This is a genomic window from Agrobacterium vitis (assembly GCF_013426735.1).
Taxonomy (GTDB): Bacteria; Pseudomonadota; Alphaproteobacteria; order Rhizobiales; family Rhizobiaceae; genus Allorhizobium; species Allorhizobium vitis_D.
On record NZ_AP023272.1, the window covers coordinates 3226665 to 3245008 of the forward strand.

Below are 18344 nucleotides of genomic sequence, written 5' to 3' on the forward strand. Positions count from 1 at the left end.
ATGGTTATGATCAAGCAGGCGCGCGTCACCGCTATCGCCGCACAAGTTTTTTGATCCCGCCGCTGATCAGCAGCGCGGTATCGACCACGGCGGGCAATGCCTGACGCCGGTCGCTGACGGCGAGATAGCGGGGTTGCCAATCGGGGTCGAACTTGGCCTTGAAGGCGTGGACGCCCTTGAAATTATAGAGCCGTTCGCCATTCTCATAAACCAGACGGCCAAGGCGGTGCCAAAGCGGGGCGGAAGCGCGGTCGGACAGGCCGGACAGCGGCGCCATGCCCATGTCGAGCTGGCGATAGCCTTCCGCTTTCAGATGCAGCATGATCTTGACGAACAGCAGGTCCATCATACCACGATGCGTGCCGGGCAGATGCCGCATCAGGTCGATGAAGGCGTCCTGTTTTGTCTCGGTGGTCAGAATATTGGCAAAGGCGACAATCCGGCCTTCAAGGCGAATGATGGCAACCGGATGGGCGCAGAGATAACAGCGCTGGAACGTGCCGAGCGAAAAGCCCTTTTCTCCGGCCTTGTGATGGGCCAGCCAGACATCCGAAACGTAAGCCAGTTCATCCAGCAATCCCGCTACTTCAGCTGGCGGCACGATGGAAAATTCCAGTCCGTCGCGCTCGGCGCGGTTGATCGAGCGGCGCAGTTTCAGCCAGTCGCCGCCCTTCAGGTCGAAACGATGCAGATCGACAATAGCCTGATCACCCAGCTTGAACAGCCGCAGGCCCGCATCCGCCGCAACAGGCAGAAAGTCCGGGGAGACCTGGTAGAAGGCAACGCGGCAACCGCAAGCCTTTGCCTCTTTCAGCAATTTCGTCACCAGTTGCGGCCAGGCGGCCCGTGGTCCGACCGGGTCAAACAGCACAACGAACCGGCGACCGCGGCGCGCATACATTATAAACGCATCGCCCGCGTCAGAAAACAGCACCTGCTTATCGCCGAGCGCCACCAGGCCTGCCGCCGCCCGGGAATTTTCCCGCACGATGCGCCCAGCCAATTGTGTATGAGCAGGCGATGCGCCCGACCGGACCGGCCTGATCTGCTGCTGAACAACACGGCCAGCCGCGATGGCACCCAGCAATGACAGCGTCGCTAAGCTGGCGCCGCCAATATCCTGATGCAGTTTGTAAACGAGGCCAAGCTCCGCCAGGGGCTCCAGCAGGAATTCAATCGACAGCAGCGACAAAGCCGCAAGGCCAAGCGCCAACACAAAGCGCAAGAGCTTGCTGGCCGCATGCCAGCCAAGACCTATCCCGGCAACCAGGAAAAATCGTCCGGGCTTGATTGAAACGTCGGTTTCCAATGCATTCACCATTAGCTCCGACGTCCTTCGCCCGAGAAATATTAGGGATTATTCACTCCGCCATGCTTATGGCAGCGCCCGGTAAACATGTCGTGAAGCGGATACATGAACAATCGGTAAAATACCAGACCCGTGCAGGCGCAACGGCCATTGCCGCCCTTATGGTCAAGTGACGAGTTTTGAAAACCCGTCGCCAATGTTTGTCCCAAATCGGTAAATCCCCAACTCTCTAAATCTCTTGGGATTTCATCGATTTCGATTTAAGGAATGATGCAGTATCTATCTGGGAGTTACCTCATGCCGCGTTCCACGCCCTCGAAAATGCTGCGGCGCTCACGCGCGCTCAGCGGTTCCTGGCGGATGTGGAAAATGCGGCTGGTCTTCTGGGCCGGTGCCGCTGCTATCGGCGTCGTTAGCGTCGGCTTTGCCTGGCTGGCAGACCGCGCCCAAGCGCTGTTTCACACGATCACCCACGCCACGCAATGGACCTTTCTCCTTCCGCTTCTGCTGACACCTGCCGGTTTTGCGCTCTGTGCGCTGCTGGCGGCCAAGGTTTTTCCCGCATCACAAGGCTCCGGCATTCCCCAGGCGATTGCCGCCCGTCATATCGATGATCCAGCTGGGCGCAGCCGGTTGCTGTCAATGCGGATTGCTATCGGCAAGGTGCTTTTGACCGCAATCGGTCTGCTCTGCGGCGGATCGATCGGGCGTGAGGGGCCGACTGTGCAGGTTGGCGCCTCGATCATGCTGTTTTGCGCCCGCATTGGCGGGATGGCGCGGGCAGATGGGCTGATCCTGGCCGGATCGGCAGCAGGCATTGCCGCCGCCTTCAACACGCCCCTGGCCGGGATCGTCTTTGCAATCGAGGAAATGAGCAAAACCTATCACTCCCGCGTCAATAGCCTGGTTCTGATTGCGGTGATCGTTTCAGGCCTTGCAGCCCTTGGTCTAGTTGGCAGCTATACCTATTTCGGCACTGCCAATCCCACCGTCTCCGGCTTGCGCGATTGGATGCTGGTCGGCCTGTGCGGCATTGGCGGCGGCGCTTTCGGCGCGCTGTTCAGCGCGGGGGCGCTGACCTTTATGCGCCGGATACGCCGCTGGACCCAGTTGTCGGCCATGCCATTGCGGCGCGCCGTGCTGCTCGCCGCCATTTGCGGACTGGGCGTGGCGCTGATCGGCATCCTGACTGGAGGCGCCACCTACGGCACCGGCTATGAACAGGCGCGCGGCGCGGTGGAGGGCCAAGCCCTGCCGCTGCTGTTTTTCGTGCAAAAGCTAGCGGCCTCGTTCCTGACGATGATTTCCGGCATTCCGGGCGGGATTTTCGCACCCTCCCTATCGGTTGGGGCGGGGCTCGGCAGCACCGCCGCCAGCCTGACTGGCTCCAGCATTGCGCTTGGCGCCATTCTCGGCATGGCCGGCTATTTCGCCGGTGTCGTGCAGGCGCCAATGACCGCTTTCGTGATCATCATGGAAATGACCGCCAGCCATGATAGCGCCATCGCCATCATGACCGCAGCCATGCTGGGCTATGCGACGTCGCGGCTTCTGTCACGCGAACCGCTCTATCACGGCCTGTCGCGCCCATTCCTCGCCGAAGCGATCCGCGCCAGCCGGGCGGCAGAGCGCAGCCAAAGCTGACAGTTACAACAACTGCGAGAGGGATTGGACGCTCGTATTGACGATAGACAGGGATTTGATGCCGAGTTGCTCCTTGGCCTGGAGGGCTTTCAGGCGGCTCGATTCCAGGTTCATGTCGGTATCAACCATGTTGCCGACACCCTTGCCAATCGAGCCTTGCAGGTCCTTGGAAAATTCATACTGCATCTCCACCCGGTTGCTCATCGCACCCAGCGTACTCGCCACACCATTCATCCGTTCGGCCATGGCATCGACCACCTTGATCATGTCATCGATATCGGCATTCGTGGTGCTGTCTTCCAGCCTGATCTCGTCATGGGTCGTAGAGGCCTTGGAGCCATTGAACATCACCCAGGTCTTGGCCGTACCAAGCTCCGTCGCAAAGCCGGACCCGGTGAGAATACCCCCTTCCCCATCCAGATCGTCGATCAGGTAATTGACCTCGGACGTGCCCGGATCGCCGCCGACATTGTAATCGATCGTGTTGATGCTGATCCGACCTTCGCCATCACGCACGAAGGAGCCGACCAGATTGCGATTGTCCTTGTCGCTCGTGGAGGAGCGCAACAGCCAGTTTTCCTTGGAAAAGGAGGAGGATTCGGCGATGGAGCGAAACTGATCGCGGATCTCGTCCAGTTCGGTATTGATCTTGTCGCGTGAGGTGCCGCCTTCACGCGCCAGCACCAGACGCGCCTTCACATCCATCATCAGATCGGTCGATGTACTCATGCCACTTTGAGCCGTATCCAGCACGCCTGCGGCCATAGACAAGGCATCCTGCACCGCAGACAAGGAGCGATTGTCGGACCGCATCGTCGTGGCAATCGACCAATAGGCGGCATCATCAGCCGCGGTGGCGACCCGGTAACCGGTCGTGACCCGCGCCTGACTATCATCGCGGCTGGACACTGTGTGGCGCAGGCTTTGAAGCGCGGTATACGCCGCAACATTGGTGTTTTTACTCGTCATACGCTCACTCACATACTCAGTACAAAACGGGCTCAGTACAAAACAGGCTCAATACAAAACAGGCTCAATACAAAACAGGCGAAACACAAGCCGTCCGCAATACTGGACAGCATGTCACCTCGCTGTCGCGAGGCCTGCAAACATCCAGTCACCCGACGACAACAGGAAACGGTTCGTGGATGCGCAGGCAACCACGTTCAACGGCTCCAAAGTCAAAATTTCCCCAAACAGACGCCCCCGCCAGACGTTCCCAAAAGACCGAATTTCGTAAAAGCGGATGGATGATTTATAGGGCCGTTAAGGTTAAGTCCTGCCCAAGGAAGATGGTGAACGGAGGATAAAGAACGCGCTTTTGCGATTAACTTTCTGGATTTTGCCCTTCGTTGCAGACACCGCTGCGACCAGAGCATCGTGCGGCAAAACCGAAACAAAACGATGCTATCAACGATGAAAAACCGCGCCCTCCGTCCTGCCCCCATTGACTTTCATGGGTGTCAATCGATATTCGACTGTAACGGCAATGGATTCTGCCGGGCACGACGCCGAACCGCTTCCTTGATGAAGCCGATGACTCCTGCTCAACACGCCAAGGCGAAGGAGTAGAGTCATGTCCAGAATTTCCAGGCTGTTTTTTCCAATTGAATTTACCGTTTCGGGAGCGTCAAAATGAGGACGATCCCAGCATTTCCTGACCTTCGTTTATTTATTGGTCTTCGTTTGCACCAGATCCGCAGCCTGACAAAATGGATCGCCGTCACGGTGCCGATGGCCGTCATGGTTGGCTCGCTCGTCGCCCTGTTTCTGTGGAGCCTGGATGAGGCAACGCGGCTGCGGTTTGCCTATCCCGATCTGATCTATGCCATGCCAATTGCCGGGTTTGCCATGGTCTGGGCCTATCAGCGCTTTGGCAAAGCGGCTGAGGGCGGTAACAACCTGATCGTCGAGCAGATCCACGAGCCGGGCGGCGGCGTGCCGTTGCGCATGGCGCCGTTCATTCTGGTGAGCACGGTCTTGACCCATCTGGTGGGCGGCTCTGCTGGGCGGGAAGGCACGGCGGTGCAGCTCGGCGGCAGCCTTGCCAGCGCCTTTGCAAAGCTCTTTCGGCTGGCACAAGGCGATGTCCGCATCCTGCTGATGGCCGGGATTGCCGCGGGCTTCGGCGCCGTCTTCGGCACGCCAATTGCTGGCGCGGTGTTTGCCCTTGAAGTGCTGACCATTGGCCGGATGCAATATGAGGCCCTGCTCCCGGCTCTACTGGCTGCCGTGGTGGCCGACTGGACCTGCCAGGCCTGGGGGGCGAGCCATACCCATTACGTCATCGCCTATCTCAAGACCATGCCGGATAGCGGCGGGTTTCACCTGGATGCACTGATCATGCTCAAGGTGGTGTTTGCCGGAGCCGTATTTGGACTGGCGGCGCATGGTTTTGCCGAGATTTCGCATCTGGCAGGTGCTGCTTACAAAGCCTTGCTTCCCTCTGCACCCCTGCGTCCGGTGCTGGCCAGCGCCATTCTGCTTGCCTTGGTCTGGCTGCTCGGCACCCGCGATTATCTGGGGCTGGGCGTCTGGTCACCCCATCCGGGCGATGTCACCATTCTCAGCTTCTTCAAACCGGATCACGTGGATTACGCGAGCTGGGCCTGGAAGGCGCTGTTTACCATCGTCACCCTCAGCGCCGGTTTTAAGGGCGGTGAAGTCACGCCGCTGTTCTTCATCGGAGCTGGCCTCGGCAATGCGCTGGCCGGCCTGACCGGCGCGCCGACCGACCTGTTTGCTGGCCTCGGCTTCGTCGCCGTGTTTGCCGGGGCCACCAATACGCCGCTTGCCTGCATGATCATGGGCCTGGAGCTGTTCGGCGCCACCCATGCCGTCTATCTCGCTGTCGCCTGTTTCACCGCCTATCTCACCAGCGGCCATTCCAGCATCTATCTTTCGCAGCGCATCGGCGTGCCAAAGCATGCCGCCGGTCACATCCCCGCCGGTATCGCGGTGCGCCATCTGCGGATGCAGAAATCAGCGCCAAGCCAGGGAGAACAAGACCCAAAGCCGTAACGATGGTTGAAACTGCTATCATGCCCTAGAGAGACCAGTGCGACTTTACATGCAGACCTCTATCCTGCGCGCAGGATGCGTACGGTCTGCCACTTTCGACGACCGATAGCCTACTCGTCCGGCGCATCCGAGGGCTGGATGGCATGGACCAGTCTTTGAACGATCTCTTGCTTGACGCGGGCCTTCTTGCCTCCCGCTTCCAGAAGCTCTTTCAGGAACTCCGAAAACAGCCGCGCTCTTTGAAAGACAATCGAGTGGTTGGACGAGGCAGCCAGAAATACGTCAATCGATGCCACATTCGCGATCTTAGCCATATGCAAATGGTCCATCCAGAAATGATTATAATACGGATTGGTAAATTCCGAGGCTGAAAAAATTGCTGCGGCCATGCCCGTCCGGGTGGAAGCCCTATACAAATCCTCGATATCGAGCAGGTAATCTGGCGTATGCTGCACCGCCAGCGAGGGTGATATTTGCAAACGGCGCTTCAACTCCCCATCGGCAAAGGTTTGCGGTGAACAGGCAAGCACGTCGTAATGGGGGCACATGGCACCAAGCGCAAGCGCCGCATAGCCGCCGGAAGACTGGCCAAACACCAGACAGGGCCGGCTCCCGATAAATTGGCGCCCGATATAGCGACGTAAAAAGGACGCAATGCCGTCGATATCCGGCAGCAAGTTCGACCCGCCATACCACCAGCTGACCGTATCTTGGAAATAAAAAACCCTCGACCCCAGACTACGGGCCACCGACAGCATCGAAAACCGCTCAAGATTTCCGCCGAAGATCACCAGATCGGTCTTGCTCGATCCGTCTCCCTCGAAGATCACGCAGCCCAACTGTTCGGAAAACATATTGAGTTCGGAAATGAGATGCCGCAGCTCATCCAGCGTCAGGGCAGATAACGATGTCGGGGAATATTTGAAGGATATGCCATGCCCGACACTATCCTGAAAATCTACATTCACGGCCCACAACCTTCAAAGCATGCTTTTCGGCGGCATAGGTAATCGATCTGGTGTGCATTGGCAAACCATGAAACAGCGATCTCTCATTGAATTTACCCGGCAGTGATAATGGTCCAGGAACGTCATCGCCTGGTCGGGATTGGAACTCAAGTCAGCCTAGATCGTTGAAAGATCTGAAGCAGGCAGTCGCGGATCGCATCTTCTATCGGCTGCTGACAATCGAAGGAGTAGAAAAATGCTGAAATTCATTGGTGGCACGATCGGGGCCATTTTCCTGATCGGCCTGATCGTCGTCGTCTTGCTGCTCAAGCTCATATTTTGAAAGGACGGGCTTTCAAAAGCTTGTTTCAGGCGTTCGTCCAGCAAAAGTCTCACCTGTTTTTGAAGACAATCCACTTTTTTCGACCATCAGTCTTCTGACGTCGATCTCAAAGATGTGGCATCGGAAGAGTGGCTGGGGCGCCTGGAACAAAATCCAGTATTTCCTAGCACCTTGGTTTCCTTCAACCTATTGCGTTTAAATGACTTTCCTCGCTATAAATGTTCCGGTTTAGTGTTCCGGAATGATGGGGCGGTGGCGTGGCACGACAGGCAGCAATGAAACGCAGAGCGACGAGCGGTGTCTGGTATATCCGTATATTCATACCTGTAGATTTGCAGCCCCATTACGGTGTCGAGGATAAGAAGATTTCGCTTCGCACGACCGATGAGGCGAAGGCAAAGATCGCCTACAATCGCGAGAGGGTGAAGTGGGATGAGATTTTCTATGACCTCCGCAGCCGCCGTAATCTGACAAGCGAAGACAAGGCCGTTGCAGTTTGGGAGCACTACGAAAGCACCCTTCAGCGCGACGACGAGAAGCGGAAAGCCATGCCCTCCCCCGCTGATATCGCGGCTGAAGAGGAAAAGGTTTGGCGTAAGATCGAACGCAACATCATTAGCTCAGATGATTTCATCGGTATGATAAATGCACATGCTGACCTTGAGATTATGCTTCGTGCTCGAACCGATGACGCCAATTATCGCACTCGTCGTCTCGCCGCGCTCAAGCGGGAAATTGTCACTCGCGATTTCCGGCTCATTATGACGGACACAGATGCATTCATTGCAAAACATCGCCTTATCGTTGACAAGCCGTCCGATGAATACAGCGACCTGTGTGGTCTAATGATGCGCAGCGAGATACAGGCTCTTGAACGGACCATTGAGCGTGATGCAGGCAATTATTCTGGCATCTCTACCGATTCAATTGTGAAGCCCGCACGCCATGCAGTTAAAGAGGTAGCGGCCCCGGGTGAAACCATTTCGGAGCTTTTCGAAAAATATGCACGTGAAAACCCAAACGGCGTCACTGCTGATACACTTAATCAAGCTCGCCGGGACGTCGGCACCTTCATTCAATATGTTGGGAATAATTTTCCGGCGCATTGTATCAATAAGAAAGCAGCTCGCGAATGGAAAGATCTGCTAATCCGATATCCCGTTAAGGCGACTGAAACGAAGGTATTCGCGGGAATGTCTATCATGCAGATCGTCAAGCACAACGAAACGGTCGGCAAGCCTGCTTTAACCTCGCGCACCGTCAACCGTTATCTCTCAAGCCTTGCAGCTTTTTGCCACTGGCTTGCCTCGCATGGCTACATTGATGGCAATCCTATCGAAGGCATGTCCTTACCAAAAGATAAGAGGAAAAAGGTATTCCCTTTCTCGTCAGAACAAATGGACCTACTGTTTCACTCGCCACTTTTTACGGGATGCCAGAGCGCGGATGCCCCGCGCTTCTGGAGTAAAGCAGGCAATATCCAAATTCGTGATCATCGATTTTGGGTGCCGCTTGTCATGCTCTATTCTGGTGCGCGACCGGCAGAGATTGCACAGCTTCTTCTTTCCGACGTTCGGAAAGATCATGGACATTGGGTGATGGACATCACCGAAACCGAGGGCGGCCCCGAGGATATCGAAGCTTTTAAAAGCCTAAAAACGGCAGGGTCGCGCCGTGTGGTTCCAGTTCACAAAAAGCTCATCAAACTTGGCTTCCTCGACTACTATACCTCTATCAAGCAAGCTGGACATATCCGCCTTTTTCCTCTTGCCGAACGCAATTCTCGCGGACAAATGATTGCTGACTTTAGTCGGGAATTCGGTCGCTACCTTACCCGTATCGGATTGAAAAAGGGGCGTGGTATTTCGTTATATTCCTTCCGTCATGGCGCTTTTGACGCAATGCGCCGGGCGGGCTTTTTGGATGAGCAATTCAACTTCATTTTCGGCCATGTGAATGGAAATAAGGTAACACGCGGTTACGGAGTGCTTCCCGAGGGCGTTCTCGAAAAGCGCGTCGAGCTGGTGAATGCCATCTCTTATCCCGGTTTATGCTTGCAGCATTTAGCGAGCTGTAAAGCAATTACCTAGACCCTCCGTTATATGGAAAAGCCTCATTAGATCTTCTGAGAAACCCTAAAGAACGATTTTAAGATATCGGCTTCGTTCACTTGGCCAAAGTAGCACATGGACATGTCCGACGGATCGAAGACTACTGCCATGTCGTGTTGGGGACTTAGGTCGGCGCAAACTGACTTCGCAAAGTTGACGGTGTCAAACGTCGACTCGGCTAGAATGAAAGACGTCGTGCTGTCCCACAATCCCTTTTTCTGAGCATGCGCGGCTTCCATCAGACCCTTGCGCCGTTGATCATAAGATCTACCCACCGCAGTCTGATCAGCGATGCGAAACGATATGCAATAGTATGCCATTCGATTCTCCGATGTAGGAACTACAGAGTAGCCAGGCCCTTCCACTCTTATCTAAGGCGGCAGGTTAGCTCGGTTCCGCAGCAGAGCGCTGCGATGACTCTAAATCATCTGGAAACGCGGTCAGAAACAAGCCCCAAGGGTATAAAAATTTAGTCTATACTCAAATAGAAACGCCTTTAATTGAGGGATTATTTTCATATTTAGGATTATTTTCAAAAAAGGGATTCACAGCGGATTCCGGCCATGAGACAATAGTTCCAGATATAAATTCTGGAGCTAAAGATGAAATTTGCCTCGGCGTTCACTGCCGTTAAGACTGCTATCGGCCTTCCGCCGGAGCATAAGGCATTTTCGCTTTCCGATCCTGTTATCAACGACATTTTCGGCGTCATTCCGACCGCATCCGGCGTGTCCGTTACTGGATATTCGGCGATGCAAGTCCCGGCAGTTCTTCAAGCCGTCCGCTTAATCTCTGAAAACGTCGGTTCAGTGCCTTGCAAGCTCTACCGCGAAGTCGAGGATAGCAAAGAACCGGCCAAGAATCATCCCGCCCATAAGATCACCCATAGCCGTGCGAACGACTGGACCAGCGCAGGACAGCTTCGTATCGACCTCACGATTGACGCCCTGCTTCATGGTGCTGGCTATGCGCAGGTAGTCCGCGCGTCCGACGACCGCCCCTTAGAGCTGCACCGACTGGACCCTTCCAAGGTGCAGCGCAGTTGCGAAGACGATGGTGAGCCCTTCTATATGGTTTCGACAGATCGCGGACAGCGGCGGCTTTCCTATCGTGACGTTCTTTATATCCCTGCTTTCGGCGACGTCTCACCGGTCAAATTTGGCCGCGAGGCCATCGGTATATCCTCTCTTCTTGAAAAACATGCCGCGCAGTTGTTTGGGAGCGGCGCACGCCCGGCTGCGATGATCTTCAATGAGGGCAAGGCGCTTGTCGGCGAAGACAATGGCGCAAAGACCATCAGCAACATCTTCAGATCGTGGCGCACAGCCTTTAGCGGCGGAAAACAATCCTCGCCGCTCATTCTGGACAGTGGTTGGAAATACCAACAGATTGCTTTGACCAGCACTGATGCACAGTTCATCGAAAACCGTCTTGAACAGATCAACGACATCGCTCGCATCTTCGGCGTTCCACCCTCCATGCTCTACCAATTGGAAAGAGCGACCTGGAGTAACGCGGAGCAGATGGCAGCAAGCTTTCTTCAGCTCTGCCTCCGGCCTTGGCTGGATAAGTGGCAGGACGCCTATGCGACCGTGCTTCTCGCCGATGTAGAGCACGACGATCATTATTTCGAGTTCGTCATTGATGATCTTCAGCGTGCTGATGCGGCAGGTCGCGCCGAAATCTTCGGCAAGCTCGTCGCTATGCGCGCAATGACGCCGAATGAAGTCCGCGCCGCGATGAACCTGCCGGCGCTACCGGGCGGTAATGAACTTGCAAATCCCTACACGACCGCAACCACGACCGATCCGGCTAATCGTGAACCACCGAAGGAAGCAGCATGAAGATCGAACTCAGACAAGCAATTTGCGACGTGATGATTCTCGCCCGCACGATCAAAGACAACCCGGCCTTCGATGACACTTCTCGTGCAGCAGCAGCCCGCGTTGTCGAGCAGGCCGGAGCCGGCATTTATATCGGCAGCGGCTGGACGTTCCGGCTATGGCAGAAAATCACAGCCGCATGATTTCTCATACCGCCTATTTTGGGGACGGAGAGAAGACCTTCACCCTCACATCTCCCATGATCGATGAATTGCAACGCAAGACCGGCGTTGGCGTCGGCGCGCTCTATGCCCGCTTCATGCGGCAAGATTTCCATTTTGCCGACATCGTTGAAATCATCCGCACCGGCCTAGTCGGTGGCGGGTCGTCGCCAGCGGAAGCGCAGGCCCTTGTCGATACTTACGCAAAGCCACGCCCTATTATGGAGGTGCTGCCTCTTGCCTTTGACATTCTGGATGCTCGATGGAGCGGCAAGCCGGAAGAGGCTAGCAAATGATTGAACCTAAGAGCCTCGAAATCAAGGCTGATGTCTCGATTGACGACACCGGCACCGTTACCGGCATCGCATGGCCTTTCGGATCGCCGGATAGCGTCGGTGACGTTATCGAGAAAGGCACCATCTCCTTCGCCAATTCAGTGCCAATGGTCATGGAACACGACCAGAAGAAAGTTGTCGGCGTTTGGGAAACCTACGCCGAAACCGACAATGGCCTGGAGGTGAAGGGCCATTTGTTTGTGGAAGGCATCGAACCTGCCCGTGATGCCCACCGGCAACTGAAGGCCGGGAAGATCGGCGGCTTATCCATTGGCTTCCGTCACACCGGCTTTGAACCGCATGGCGTCGGTGGCCGCGTCTTCAAGTCCATCACCATCAATGAAATCAGCCTTTGCCGTCGCCCGATTCATCCGGGCGCCCGCATCACCGTTATCAAATCCCAGATCGAGGAAAATATGGAAAGCGAAATCGAGAATGCCTCGGAGACAAACACCGACCCGGTTGTCACCCCGCAGGAACTGAAGGCCATCAAGGCCCGAATGGACAAACTAGAGGCAAAGGCAAACCGCCCGCTTGCTTCAAATAATAACCAGCCCAACGGCGAAAACGACAACGCGCGCAAGGTGTTTGGCGATTTCCTCCGCACCGGCTACCAAGACGCACCGGACATGGTGAAGAAGGCGCTCACCGTGTCGAGCGATGCGCCCGGCTACATTCTGGCCCCGGAAGAAACCAGCAGCGAATTCATTCGCAACCTCGTCGAGTTCTCACCGGTGCGCGGCATCGCTGATGTTCGTTCGACCGGTTCGCACACCGTCATTCTACCAAAGCGCTTGACGGTCACGAACGCAAAGTGGAAGGGCGAAGCAGTTGCGTCTGAGGCATCCGAACCGACGTTCGACCAGATGGAATTTTCCGTCAAGGAAATGACCACGCACGTCGATGTTGGCAATTGGCTCATTGAAGATGCCAGCCATGACGTCGAACAGGAAATCCGTCTCGCTTTGGCCGAAGACTTTGGCGCGAAGGAAGGCCTCGCATTCGTCAACGGCAGCGCAGCCCTTGAGCCGAAGGGCTTCATGGCCGAAGCAGGCATCACCAGCAACCTTAACGGCCATGCCACCAATCTGAACGCCGACGCGCTCATCAAGCTCATGTATTTGCTGCCGGGCATTTACCGCAATCGCGGAACGTGGGCCATGAACGGCACCACGCTCGCCGTCATCCGCACTCTGAAGGACGGCAACGGCAATTATCTGTGGCAACCGTCCTATCAGGCAGGCCAGCCCGAAACCATCCTTGGCCGTCCGGTGGTCGAACTTCTCGATATGCCCGATGTTGCCGCGAACGCCTTCCCGATCATCTTCGGCGACTTTAAGGCCGGTTATCGCATCTATGACCGCATCGAGCTTCAGGTTCGCCCGAACCCTTATCTTCTGGCGACCGAAGGCCTGATCCGATTCCATGCTCGCCGTCGCGTCGGCGCTGGCGTGGTCCGCGCCGACGTCTTCCGCAAGCTGAAGATGGCAACGGCCTAAACCATGACATACCAGCGGCCCGCATATGAGGAAGTGGCGATTGCGCACGGTGGCAGCACCTTGACGCTTCGCCCGACCCTGCGGGCCGCTGCCACTCTTGAGGCCCGCTATAGTTTTCCGGCACTCTTCCGTGCGCTGGACGAATGCGACTTCACAATTGTTTCTGATATCATCCTGACGTGTTCCACCTCGCGACAGGATGCAGTGGCCTTCCTTGGGGCGGGAAGCGGAAGGCCACTTTCACCCTTCTTCCGCAGCGTTCAAGCGCCTCTCTATCAGTTAGTCAGCATGTTGACGCCGGCACCGGCACCGAACGCGAAGCCCGTTACCAACACCGGCAAGCCTTTGCCATGGGCGGAATACTACGCCGCCCTTTTCGAACACGCGACCGGCTGGCTCAATTGGTCGCCAGAAACTGCTTGGAACAGCACGCCGACCGAGATCGACCGCGCTTATGCCGGCCATATCTCCAAGTTGAAGGCCGTTCATGGCAGCAGCGAAGAGGACGAGAAGCAAGCAGCAACGCCTGAGCCTGATGCCAGCTTCGACCGCAACGGCCTCGAGGCCTTGCGCAGCAACATCCAGAGGCACGGTCGATGAGCAAGCCGCCCCGCATCTGTTCTTGTGGCCGTGTCGTGGCCCATGGCGTCCTCTGCGAATGCCAGCGCGCCCAAACCCGCGAACGTAACCAGCGCCATGATGCCCGGCGTGCTTCAGCCCGCGAACGCGGCTACGACCATCAATGGCGCAAGGCCCGGATCGAATACCTCGCCTCGCATCCTTATTGCGCCATGTCCGGTTGTGGCAAACCAGCTTCTGTCGTGGATCACATTATCCCACATCGTGGTGACAAGAACCTGTTTTGGAGCCGCACCAACTGGCAACCCCTTTGCGCACCCTGCCACAACTCCATCAAGCAACGGCAGGAAAGAGCGTTATGAAGCGATCAAAAGTCGTGCGGATTGAAGTTTGTTCTAACTCGCCCACTCTGCCAATCCGTCTTCTTAAATCTGAAGGTGTGATCTCTGTTTGTTTGGCAAACCTTGAAATCACTCTCGCCTACAATGAAGCTGATAAGCCTGTCACGGTTCATACAGACCGGACAGACGAAATGGGTGGGATGCCCGTCAGCCATCGCTTCTTTCAGCCTGTAAACCATGTCTCCCTCAATGGTCTGGAAAAGGCCATAGCGTGCTTTCTCTTTGTCAAAATCCTGTTGCGCTTGCAATTCAGCGCTGAGCGTCTTCAGCGCCTGACTAAGCTGCACGTTAGCCATATTCGCCATAGTCAGTTCAGCAGCAAGATCATTGAGCAGCTCAGATGCTTTGCTGTTGTCAGGCGCTTTCCCGCCTTCGAACATTCCTTTTATCGTCGAGATGGTCGAAGCCGCCTTGCCGGTAAGACCGACAGCACTCGACGCAAGCCCCAGCGCTTCATTGAAGGTGGAAAGATCCATTTCACAATTCTCCGCTCTCTTACCCCTAGGTCGGAATCCTATTCCTCTTCAACCAGCACAACAAGAACGCACCCGGGGGTGGTTCTTGATTTCCACGGGTTTACGGGGACCGGCGCCGGGAGCACCGCTCAAGAGAGCACGAATATAATTTTTTCCAGAAAGGTCGAAAACGCATGAGCAGCGTCACGCTTTCGCTCGCGAAATCACATATGAACATCGACGGCACGACTGACGATGAATTGATTTCCTTCTATATCGAAGCCGCAGACGCTTGGCTCGGCAACTTCATCGGCAAGCAACTCGCCACCTTCGATCCTGTCCCGGCAGACCTGAAGCATGCCGTGCTGTTGCTGACTTCCTATTATTATGAGCAACGCGAGGCTATCGCAGCTGGCATTTCCATGCAGTTTGCACCGCTCGGCGTGACGAATATCGCCAATTCTTACCGTGAAGATTGGTTTGGCAATGGCGAATAATAAGGACAACGGCCTCGCCAAGACGCTTGCGGCTATGGATCGCGCCCGGCGCGCACCGCGCGAAGCCATCATGCCAGCCCTTCTAAAGTCCGGCCAAGAGCTTGCCAATGCTCAAAAAGCACTTGCCGAAACGTCGCGCGATACCGGCGCACTGATCGACAGCATTACTGTGACTATGCCCGGCCAATCGACGCCAGCATATTCGCAACCGGGCGGATCGCGTGTTGCCGGTGACACAGAGGTGATCGTCACCGCTGGAAACACCGATGTCCGTTATGCGCACCTTGTCGAATACGGCACATCCGACACGGACGCCCAGCCATTCTTTTGGCCGGCGCTTCGCCTGCTACGTAAGCGCCTGCAAAACCGTATCAATCGTGCCGCGAAGAAGGCCGTTAAAGACGCATGGAATAAGCAATGATCGAACCCACGCTTGCCGTTCAAACTGCAATTCGCGAAAGCTTAATCGCCGATCCTGCCATCATGGCTCTTGTGCCTTCCGAACATATTCGCGCCGGTGGCTCGCGACCAGACAAGACGCCGGCCATCATTATGTCGGATGGCAGCACCACGTTGCACGGCCACGATTACCGCAGCCAGCGCACAGCATGGGTCTATCTTGACCTGCATGTTTGGACGCTTGACGCCGGGCAGGATGCAGCCAAAGAGATCGCAGGCGCGGTTATTTCAACGCTCGACAACCCCCTTAAAATTGAAGGCGGTGCATGCGATCATTTCCGCGTCACAGCGTCACGGTTTCCCCGTGATCCAAATCCAGCCTATGGACACGGCGTCTTATCCGCCGAAGCCCTCATCCGGTGGGTCATTTAATGCGCGCCGGGAAACTTGATCGCATTATCACCATCGAACGACAGATTGAAACTGTGAAGCCATCCGGCGCGGTGGCCGCCACCTGGACGAATTTTGACACCGTGCGTGCGGAGATCGTGCAGCAATCGGCGTCTGAATTCCTGACTGGCTTCGGTGAAGCAGAGAGCAACAGCGTCATTTTCCGTATCCGATATCTCGCCGGCATCACAACCGCCGACCGCGTGAGCTATAACGGTGCGACTTATGACCTGAAAGAAGTCACCGAAATCGGTAGACGGCGCGGCCTTGAGCTTCGGGCGGTCGCCACGACATGACCCATCTTCGCGGCGTGAAGCCTGCACTCACACCGGATCGCGCACCTCTAACGAAAGCACCTTCGGCTCCAAAGTGGATGACCGATGAGGCTCGCGCGGAGTGGAAACGAATTATGCCGCGCCTCATCGAAGATCGGATCATCACAAAAGCCGATCTAACTGGCGTCGAAAATTACTGTGTCGCCGTGGGCCGTGTCCGCGAGATCGAAACGATTTTTCGCTCGTCCGGGCTGGATAAGACTCTTTTTGGAATGCAGAATCGGGCAATGCAGACGGCACGACAGCTTGCCGCCGAATACGGCCTCTCGCCGGTATCGCGCGCCCGTGTCGGCACCGCGGCCGATGTAGATGACAGCGATAATCCGTTGGCGGTGCATTAATGGCGACCACCTATCCAGATTGGATCTTCGACGGCAGTAATATTCCCGACCCCTTCGGTTACGGCGAGCGTGCCGTGAAGTTTCTCCGGTTGCTGAAGCATCCGAACAGCACCGCGCCAAATTCGGCTTTCCAGCTTCACGATTGGCAGGAACGAATTGTTCGCCGAATCTATGGACCCCGGCACCCGGACGGCAGGCGTATTGTCGAAACCGTGTTCTGGATGATCCCGCGCGGCAACCGTAAGACCAGTCTCGCGGCAGGGATCGCCTTGCTCCATACGATCGGCCCGGAACGTGTGCCAGCCGGACAAGTGATTTTTGCCGCATCCGACCGTGAGCAAGCCGGCCTTGGCTTCAAGGAAGCGGCGAACATCGTCCGCATGGACAAGCGGATTGTAGCGGCGACCCGCATCTATGACGCCCATAACAGTGCCAAGAAGATCGCCCTGAAGTCCGAAGGTGTCGAACTTCAGGCTATTTCCAGTGACGGCGCTGCCCAGCACGGCAAAACGCCTGCTTTCGTTCTCGTGGACGAGATTCACGTTTGGAAGGGTCGAGACCTCTGGGAAGCCCTGAAGTCTGGTATGGTGAAGACCAGCGGCACGCTCATGGTGATCGCCACGACGGCCGGCCGTGGTTCTGAAAATCTCGGCTTCACCGAATACGATTATGCCCGCAAGGTCGCGCTCGGTGAGATCGACAACCCGGCATACCTGCCGATCATCTTCGAAGCAGAACCCGGCGACGATTGGCAGGACGAAGCCGTTTGGCACCGCGTTAATCCCGGCCTTGCCCATGGCTTCCCAAACTTGAACGCCCTTCGCACCGCCGCGAAGGAAGCAGCCGACCGGCCCGCCGAACGGTTTGCGTTCCAGCAGTTCAACTTGAATATCTGGCAGGCCCATTCCCGCGATCCGCTATTCGATATGGCGACCTATGACGCAGGGTTTGATCCGCATTTCGATCTTGCGGACTTGGCATCGCTTCCCTGTTTCCTTGGCGTCGATATGTCGGTGAACGGCGACCTAACCGCAGTCGTCGGCGCGTGGCGTCATGACGATGGCCGGATTTCGGTCCATCCTTGGATTTTCGTTCCCGGCGACGACCTTAAAGGCCGTTCGCAGCGTGACGGCGTGCCATATGAACAGTGGCGCGACGAAGGCAAGATTACCGTCATTGATGGCCCGGTGATCGAACCGGAAGCCGTGGAACAGCACATTCGCGAGATTTGCGCCGACAACGACAACGTGCAGGAAATCGCCTTCGACCCGCACCTTGCCCGGATGACAATGCAGCGCCTTCATAATGACGGCTTGCCCGCAATCGAGATGCGGCAGGGTCCGCTCACCATGGGACCGGCCATCGGCACCCTTGAGCGCGTCGTGAACGGTTCCAACATTCGCCATAGTGGCAACCCGGTCCTTCGACACCACTTCGATAGCGTCGTCGCCAGCCGTAACGACACCGGCCTCGTGCGGATGCACAAGGGCAAGAAAACCGACCGCATTGATGGTGCAGTCGCCGCAGCGATGGCCGTGTTTCGTGCCGCAGCAAACGACATCCGACGCTCTATCCTCGACATGGACCCCAACGACCTCGACCATCTTTGGTCAGAAGCAGCATAGGAATTACCA

Annotated in this window: 20 protein-coding genes and 1 riboswitch; of the genes, 16 read left to right on the forward strand and 4 right to left on the reverse strand. The window is 56.4% G+C overall.

Going from position 1 to position 18344, the window contains the following annotated elements; genetic code table 11:
- Positions 1-31: 31 nt before the first annotated feature.
- On the reverse strand, positions 32-1321 hold the full coding sequence (locus H1Y61_RS15090) for a phosphatidylglycerol lysyltransferase domain-containing protein (RefSeq protein WP_180573075.1): 1290 nt from the start codon (positions 1319-1321) through the stop codon (positions 32-34).
- A 285-nt stretch (positions 1322-1606) separates the two neighbouring features.
- Here H1Y61_RS15090 and H1Y61_RS15095 point away from each other — a divergent pair, with 285 nt between their 5' ends.
- A complete protein-coding gene (locus tag H1Y61_RS15095; RefSeq protein ID WP_235680759.1) occupies positions 1607-2953 on the forward strand; it encodes a chloride channel protein in 1347 nt (448 codons plus the stop codon).
- 3 nt (positions 2954-2956) lie between these two features.
- Here the strand turns inward: H1Y61_RS15095 and H1Y61_RS15100 are convergent, their stop codons facing one another.
- Positions 2957-3922 (reverse strand): flagellin N-terminal helical domain-containing protein, encoded by a 966-nt coding sequence (locus H1Y61_RS15100; RefSeq protein WP_180573076.1) that lies wholly within the window; start codon positions 3920-3922, stop codon positions 2957-2959.
- Between the two features lie 507 nt (positions 3923-4429).
- A riboswitch (Fluoride riboswitch) is annotated at positions 4430-4506 on the forward strand.
- A gap of 82 nt (positions 4507-4588) precedes the next feature.
- Here H1Y61_RS15100 and H1Y61_RS15105 point away from each other — a divergent pair.
- On the forward strand, positions 4589-5974 hold the full coding sequence (locus H1Y61_RS15105) for a voltage-gated chloride channel family protein (RefSeq protein WP_180573077.1): 1386 nt from the start codon (positions 4589-4591) through the stop codon (positions 5972-5974).
- Positions 5975-6084: 110 nt separating this feature from the next.
- Here H1Y61_RS15105 and H1Y61_RS15110 read toward each other — a convergent pair whose 3' ends face one another.
- Positions 6085-6942 carry a hypothetical protein gene (locus tag H1Y61_RS15110; protein ID WP_180573078.1) on the reverse strand — a complete coding sequence of 286 codons (858 nt, stop codon included), beginning with the start codon at positions 6940-6942 and terminating at the stop codon, positions 6085-6087.
- A gap of 235 nt (positions 6943-7177) precedes the next feature.
- Between H1Y61_RS15110 and H1Y61_RS27170 the strand changes: the two genes are divergently transcribed.
- The 8 genes from H1Y61_RS27170 (at position 7178) to H1Y61_RS15145 (ending at position 14194) form a co-directional block, all read left to right on the forward strand.
- Positions 7178-7264, forward strand: coding sequence for a small membrane protein YohP (locus H1Y61_RS27170; RefSeq protein WP_444875226.1), 87 nt, complete (start codon positions 7178-7180; stop codon positions 7262-7264).
- Between the two features lie 257 nt (positions 7265-7521).
- Positions 7522-9354: a site-specific integrase gene (locus tag H1Y61_RS15115; protein ID WP_180573079.1), complete on the forward strand. Its 1833-nt coding sequence runs from the start codon at positions 7522-7524 to the stop codon at positions 9352-9354.
- Positions 9355-9977: 623 nt separating this feature from the next.
- A complete protein-coding gene (locus tag H1Y61_RS15120; protein ID WP_180573080.1) occupies positions 9978-11219 on the forward strand; it encodes a phage portal protein in 1242 nt (413 codons plus the stop codon).
- Complete coding sequence (locus H1Y61_RS15125; RefSeq protein WP_180573081.1) at positions 11216-11401, forward strand: hypothetical protein; 186 nt, start codon at positions 11216-11218, stop codon at positions 11399-11401. The genes H1Y61_RS15120 and H1Y61_RS15125 overlap by 4 nt, the downstream gene beginning before the upstream one ends.
- Positions 11377-11715 carry a gene transfer agent family protein gene (locus tag H1Y61_RS15130; protein WP_235680760.1) on the forward strand — a complete coding sequence of 113 codons (339 nt, stop codon included), beginning with the start codon at positions 11377-11379 and terminating at the stop codon, positions 11713-11715. Before H1Y61_RS15125 ends, H1Y61_RS15130 begins: the two co-directional genes overlap by 25 nt.
- Positions 11712-13253 (forward strand): phage major capsid protein, encoded by a 1542-nt coding sequence (locus H1Y61_RS15135; protein WP_180573082.1) that lies wholly within the window; start codon positions 11712-11714, stop codon positions 13251-13253. The genes H1Y61_RS15130 and H1Y61_RS15135 overlap by 4 nt, the downstream gene beginning before the upstream one ends.
- A 3-nt stretch (positions 13254-13256) precedes the next feature.
- Complete coding sequence (locus tag H1Y61_RS15140) at positions 13257-13853, forward strand: hypothetical protein (RefSeq protein ID WP_180573083.1); 597 nt, start codon at positions 13257-13259, stop codon at positions 13851-13853.
- On the forward strand, positions 13850-14194 hold the full coding sequence (locus H1Y61_RS15145) for an HNH endonuclease signature motif containing protein (RefSeq protein ID WP_180573084.1): 345 nt from the start codon (positions 13850-13852) through the stop codon (positions 14192-14194). The genes H1Y61_RS15140 and H1Y61_RS15145 overlap by 4 nt, the downstream gene beginning before the upstream one ends.
- Positions 14195-14199: 5 nt before the next feature.
- Here H1Y61_RS15145 and H1Y61_RS15150 read toward each other — a convergent pair whose 3' ends face one another.
- Positions 14200-14709 carry a hypothetical protein gene (locus tag H1Y61_RS15150; protein WP_180573085.1) on the reverse strand — a complete coding sequence of 170 codons (510 nt, stop codon included), beginning with the start codon at positions 14707-14709 and terminating at the stop codon, positions 14200-14202.
- A 173-nt stretch (positions 14710-14882) separates the two neighbouring features.
- Here H1Y61_RS15150 and H1Y61_RS15155 point away from each other — a divergent pair, with 173 nt between their 5' ends.
- From H1Y61_RS15155 to H1Y61_RS15180, 6 genes are read left to right on the forward strand one after another with little or no spacing between them, the layout of a single operon-like run.
- Positions 14883-15185: a head-tail connector protein gene (locus H1Y61_RS15155; RefSeq protein WP_180573086.1), complete on the forward strand. Its 303-nt coding sequence runs from the start codon at positions 14883-14885 to the stop codon at positions 15183-15185.
- The gene (locus tag H1Y61_RS15160; RefSeq protein ID WP_180573087.1) at positions 15175-15606 is read left to right on the forward strand and encodes an HK97-gp10 family putative phage morphogenesis protein; all 432 of its coding nucleotides are present in this window, start codon (positions 15175-15177) and stop codon (positions 15604-15606) included. Before H1Y61_RS15155 ends, H1Y61_RS15160 begins: the two co-directional genes overlap by 11 nt.
- Positions 15603-16016 carry a DUF3168 domain-containing protein gene (locus H1Y61_RS15165; protein WP_180573088.1) on the forward strand — a complete coding sequence of 138 codons (414 nt, stop codon included), beginning with the start codon at positions 15603-15605 and terminating at the stop codon, positions 16014-16016. The genes H1Y61_RS15160 and H1Y61_RS15165 overlap by 4 nt, the downstream gene beginning before the upstream one ends.
- Positions 16016-16330: a phage head closure protein gene (locus tag H1Y61_RS15170; protein ID WP_180573089.1), complete on the forward strand. Its 315-nt coding sequence runs from the start codon at positions 16016-16018 to the stop codon at positions 16328-16330. The genes H1Y61_RS15165 and H1Y61_RS15170 overlap by 1 nt, the downstream gene beginning before the upstream one ends.
- Entirely contained in the window at positions 16327-16710 is a 384-nt protein-coding gene (locus tag H1Y61_RS15175) for a phage terminase small subunit P27 family (RefSeq protein WP_180573090.1), read from the forward strand. Before H1Y61_RS15170 ends, H1Y61_RS15175 begins: the two co-directional genes overlap by 4 nt.
- A complete protein-coding gene (locus H1Y61_RS15180) occupies positions 16710-18335 on the forward strand; it encodes a terminase large subunit (protein ID WP_180573091.1) in 1626 nt (541 codons plus the stop codon). The genes H1Y61_RS15175 and H1Y61_RS15180 overlap by 1 nt, the downstream gene beginning before the upstream one ends.
- Positions 18336-18344: the final 9 nt, after the last annotated feature.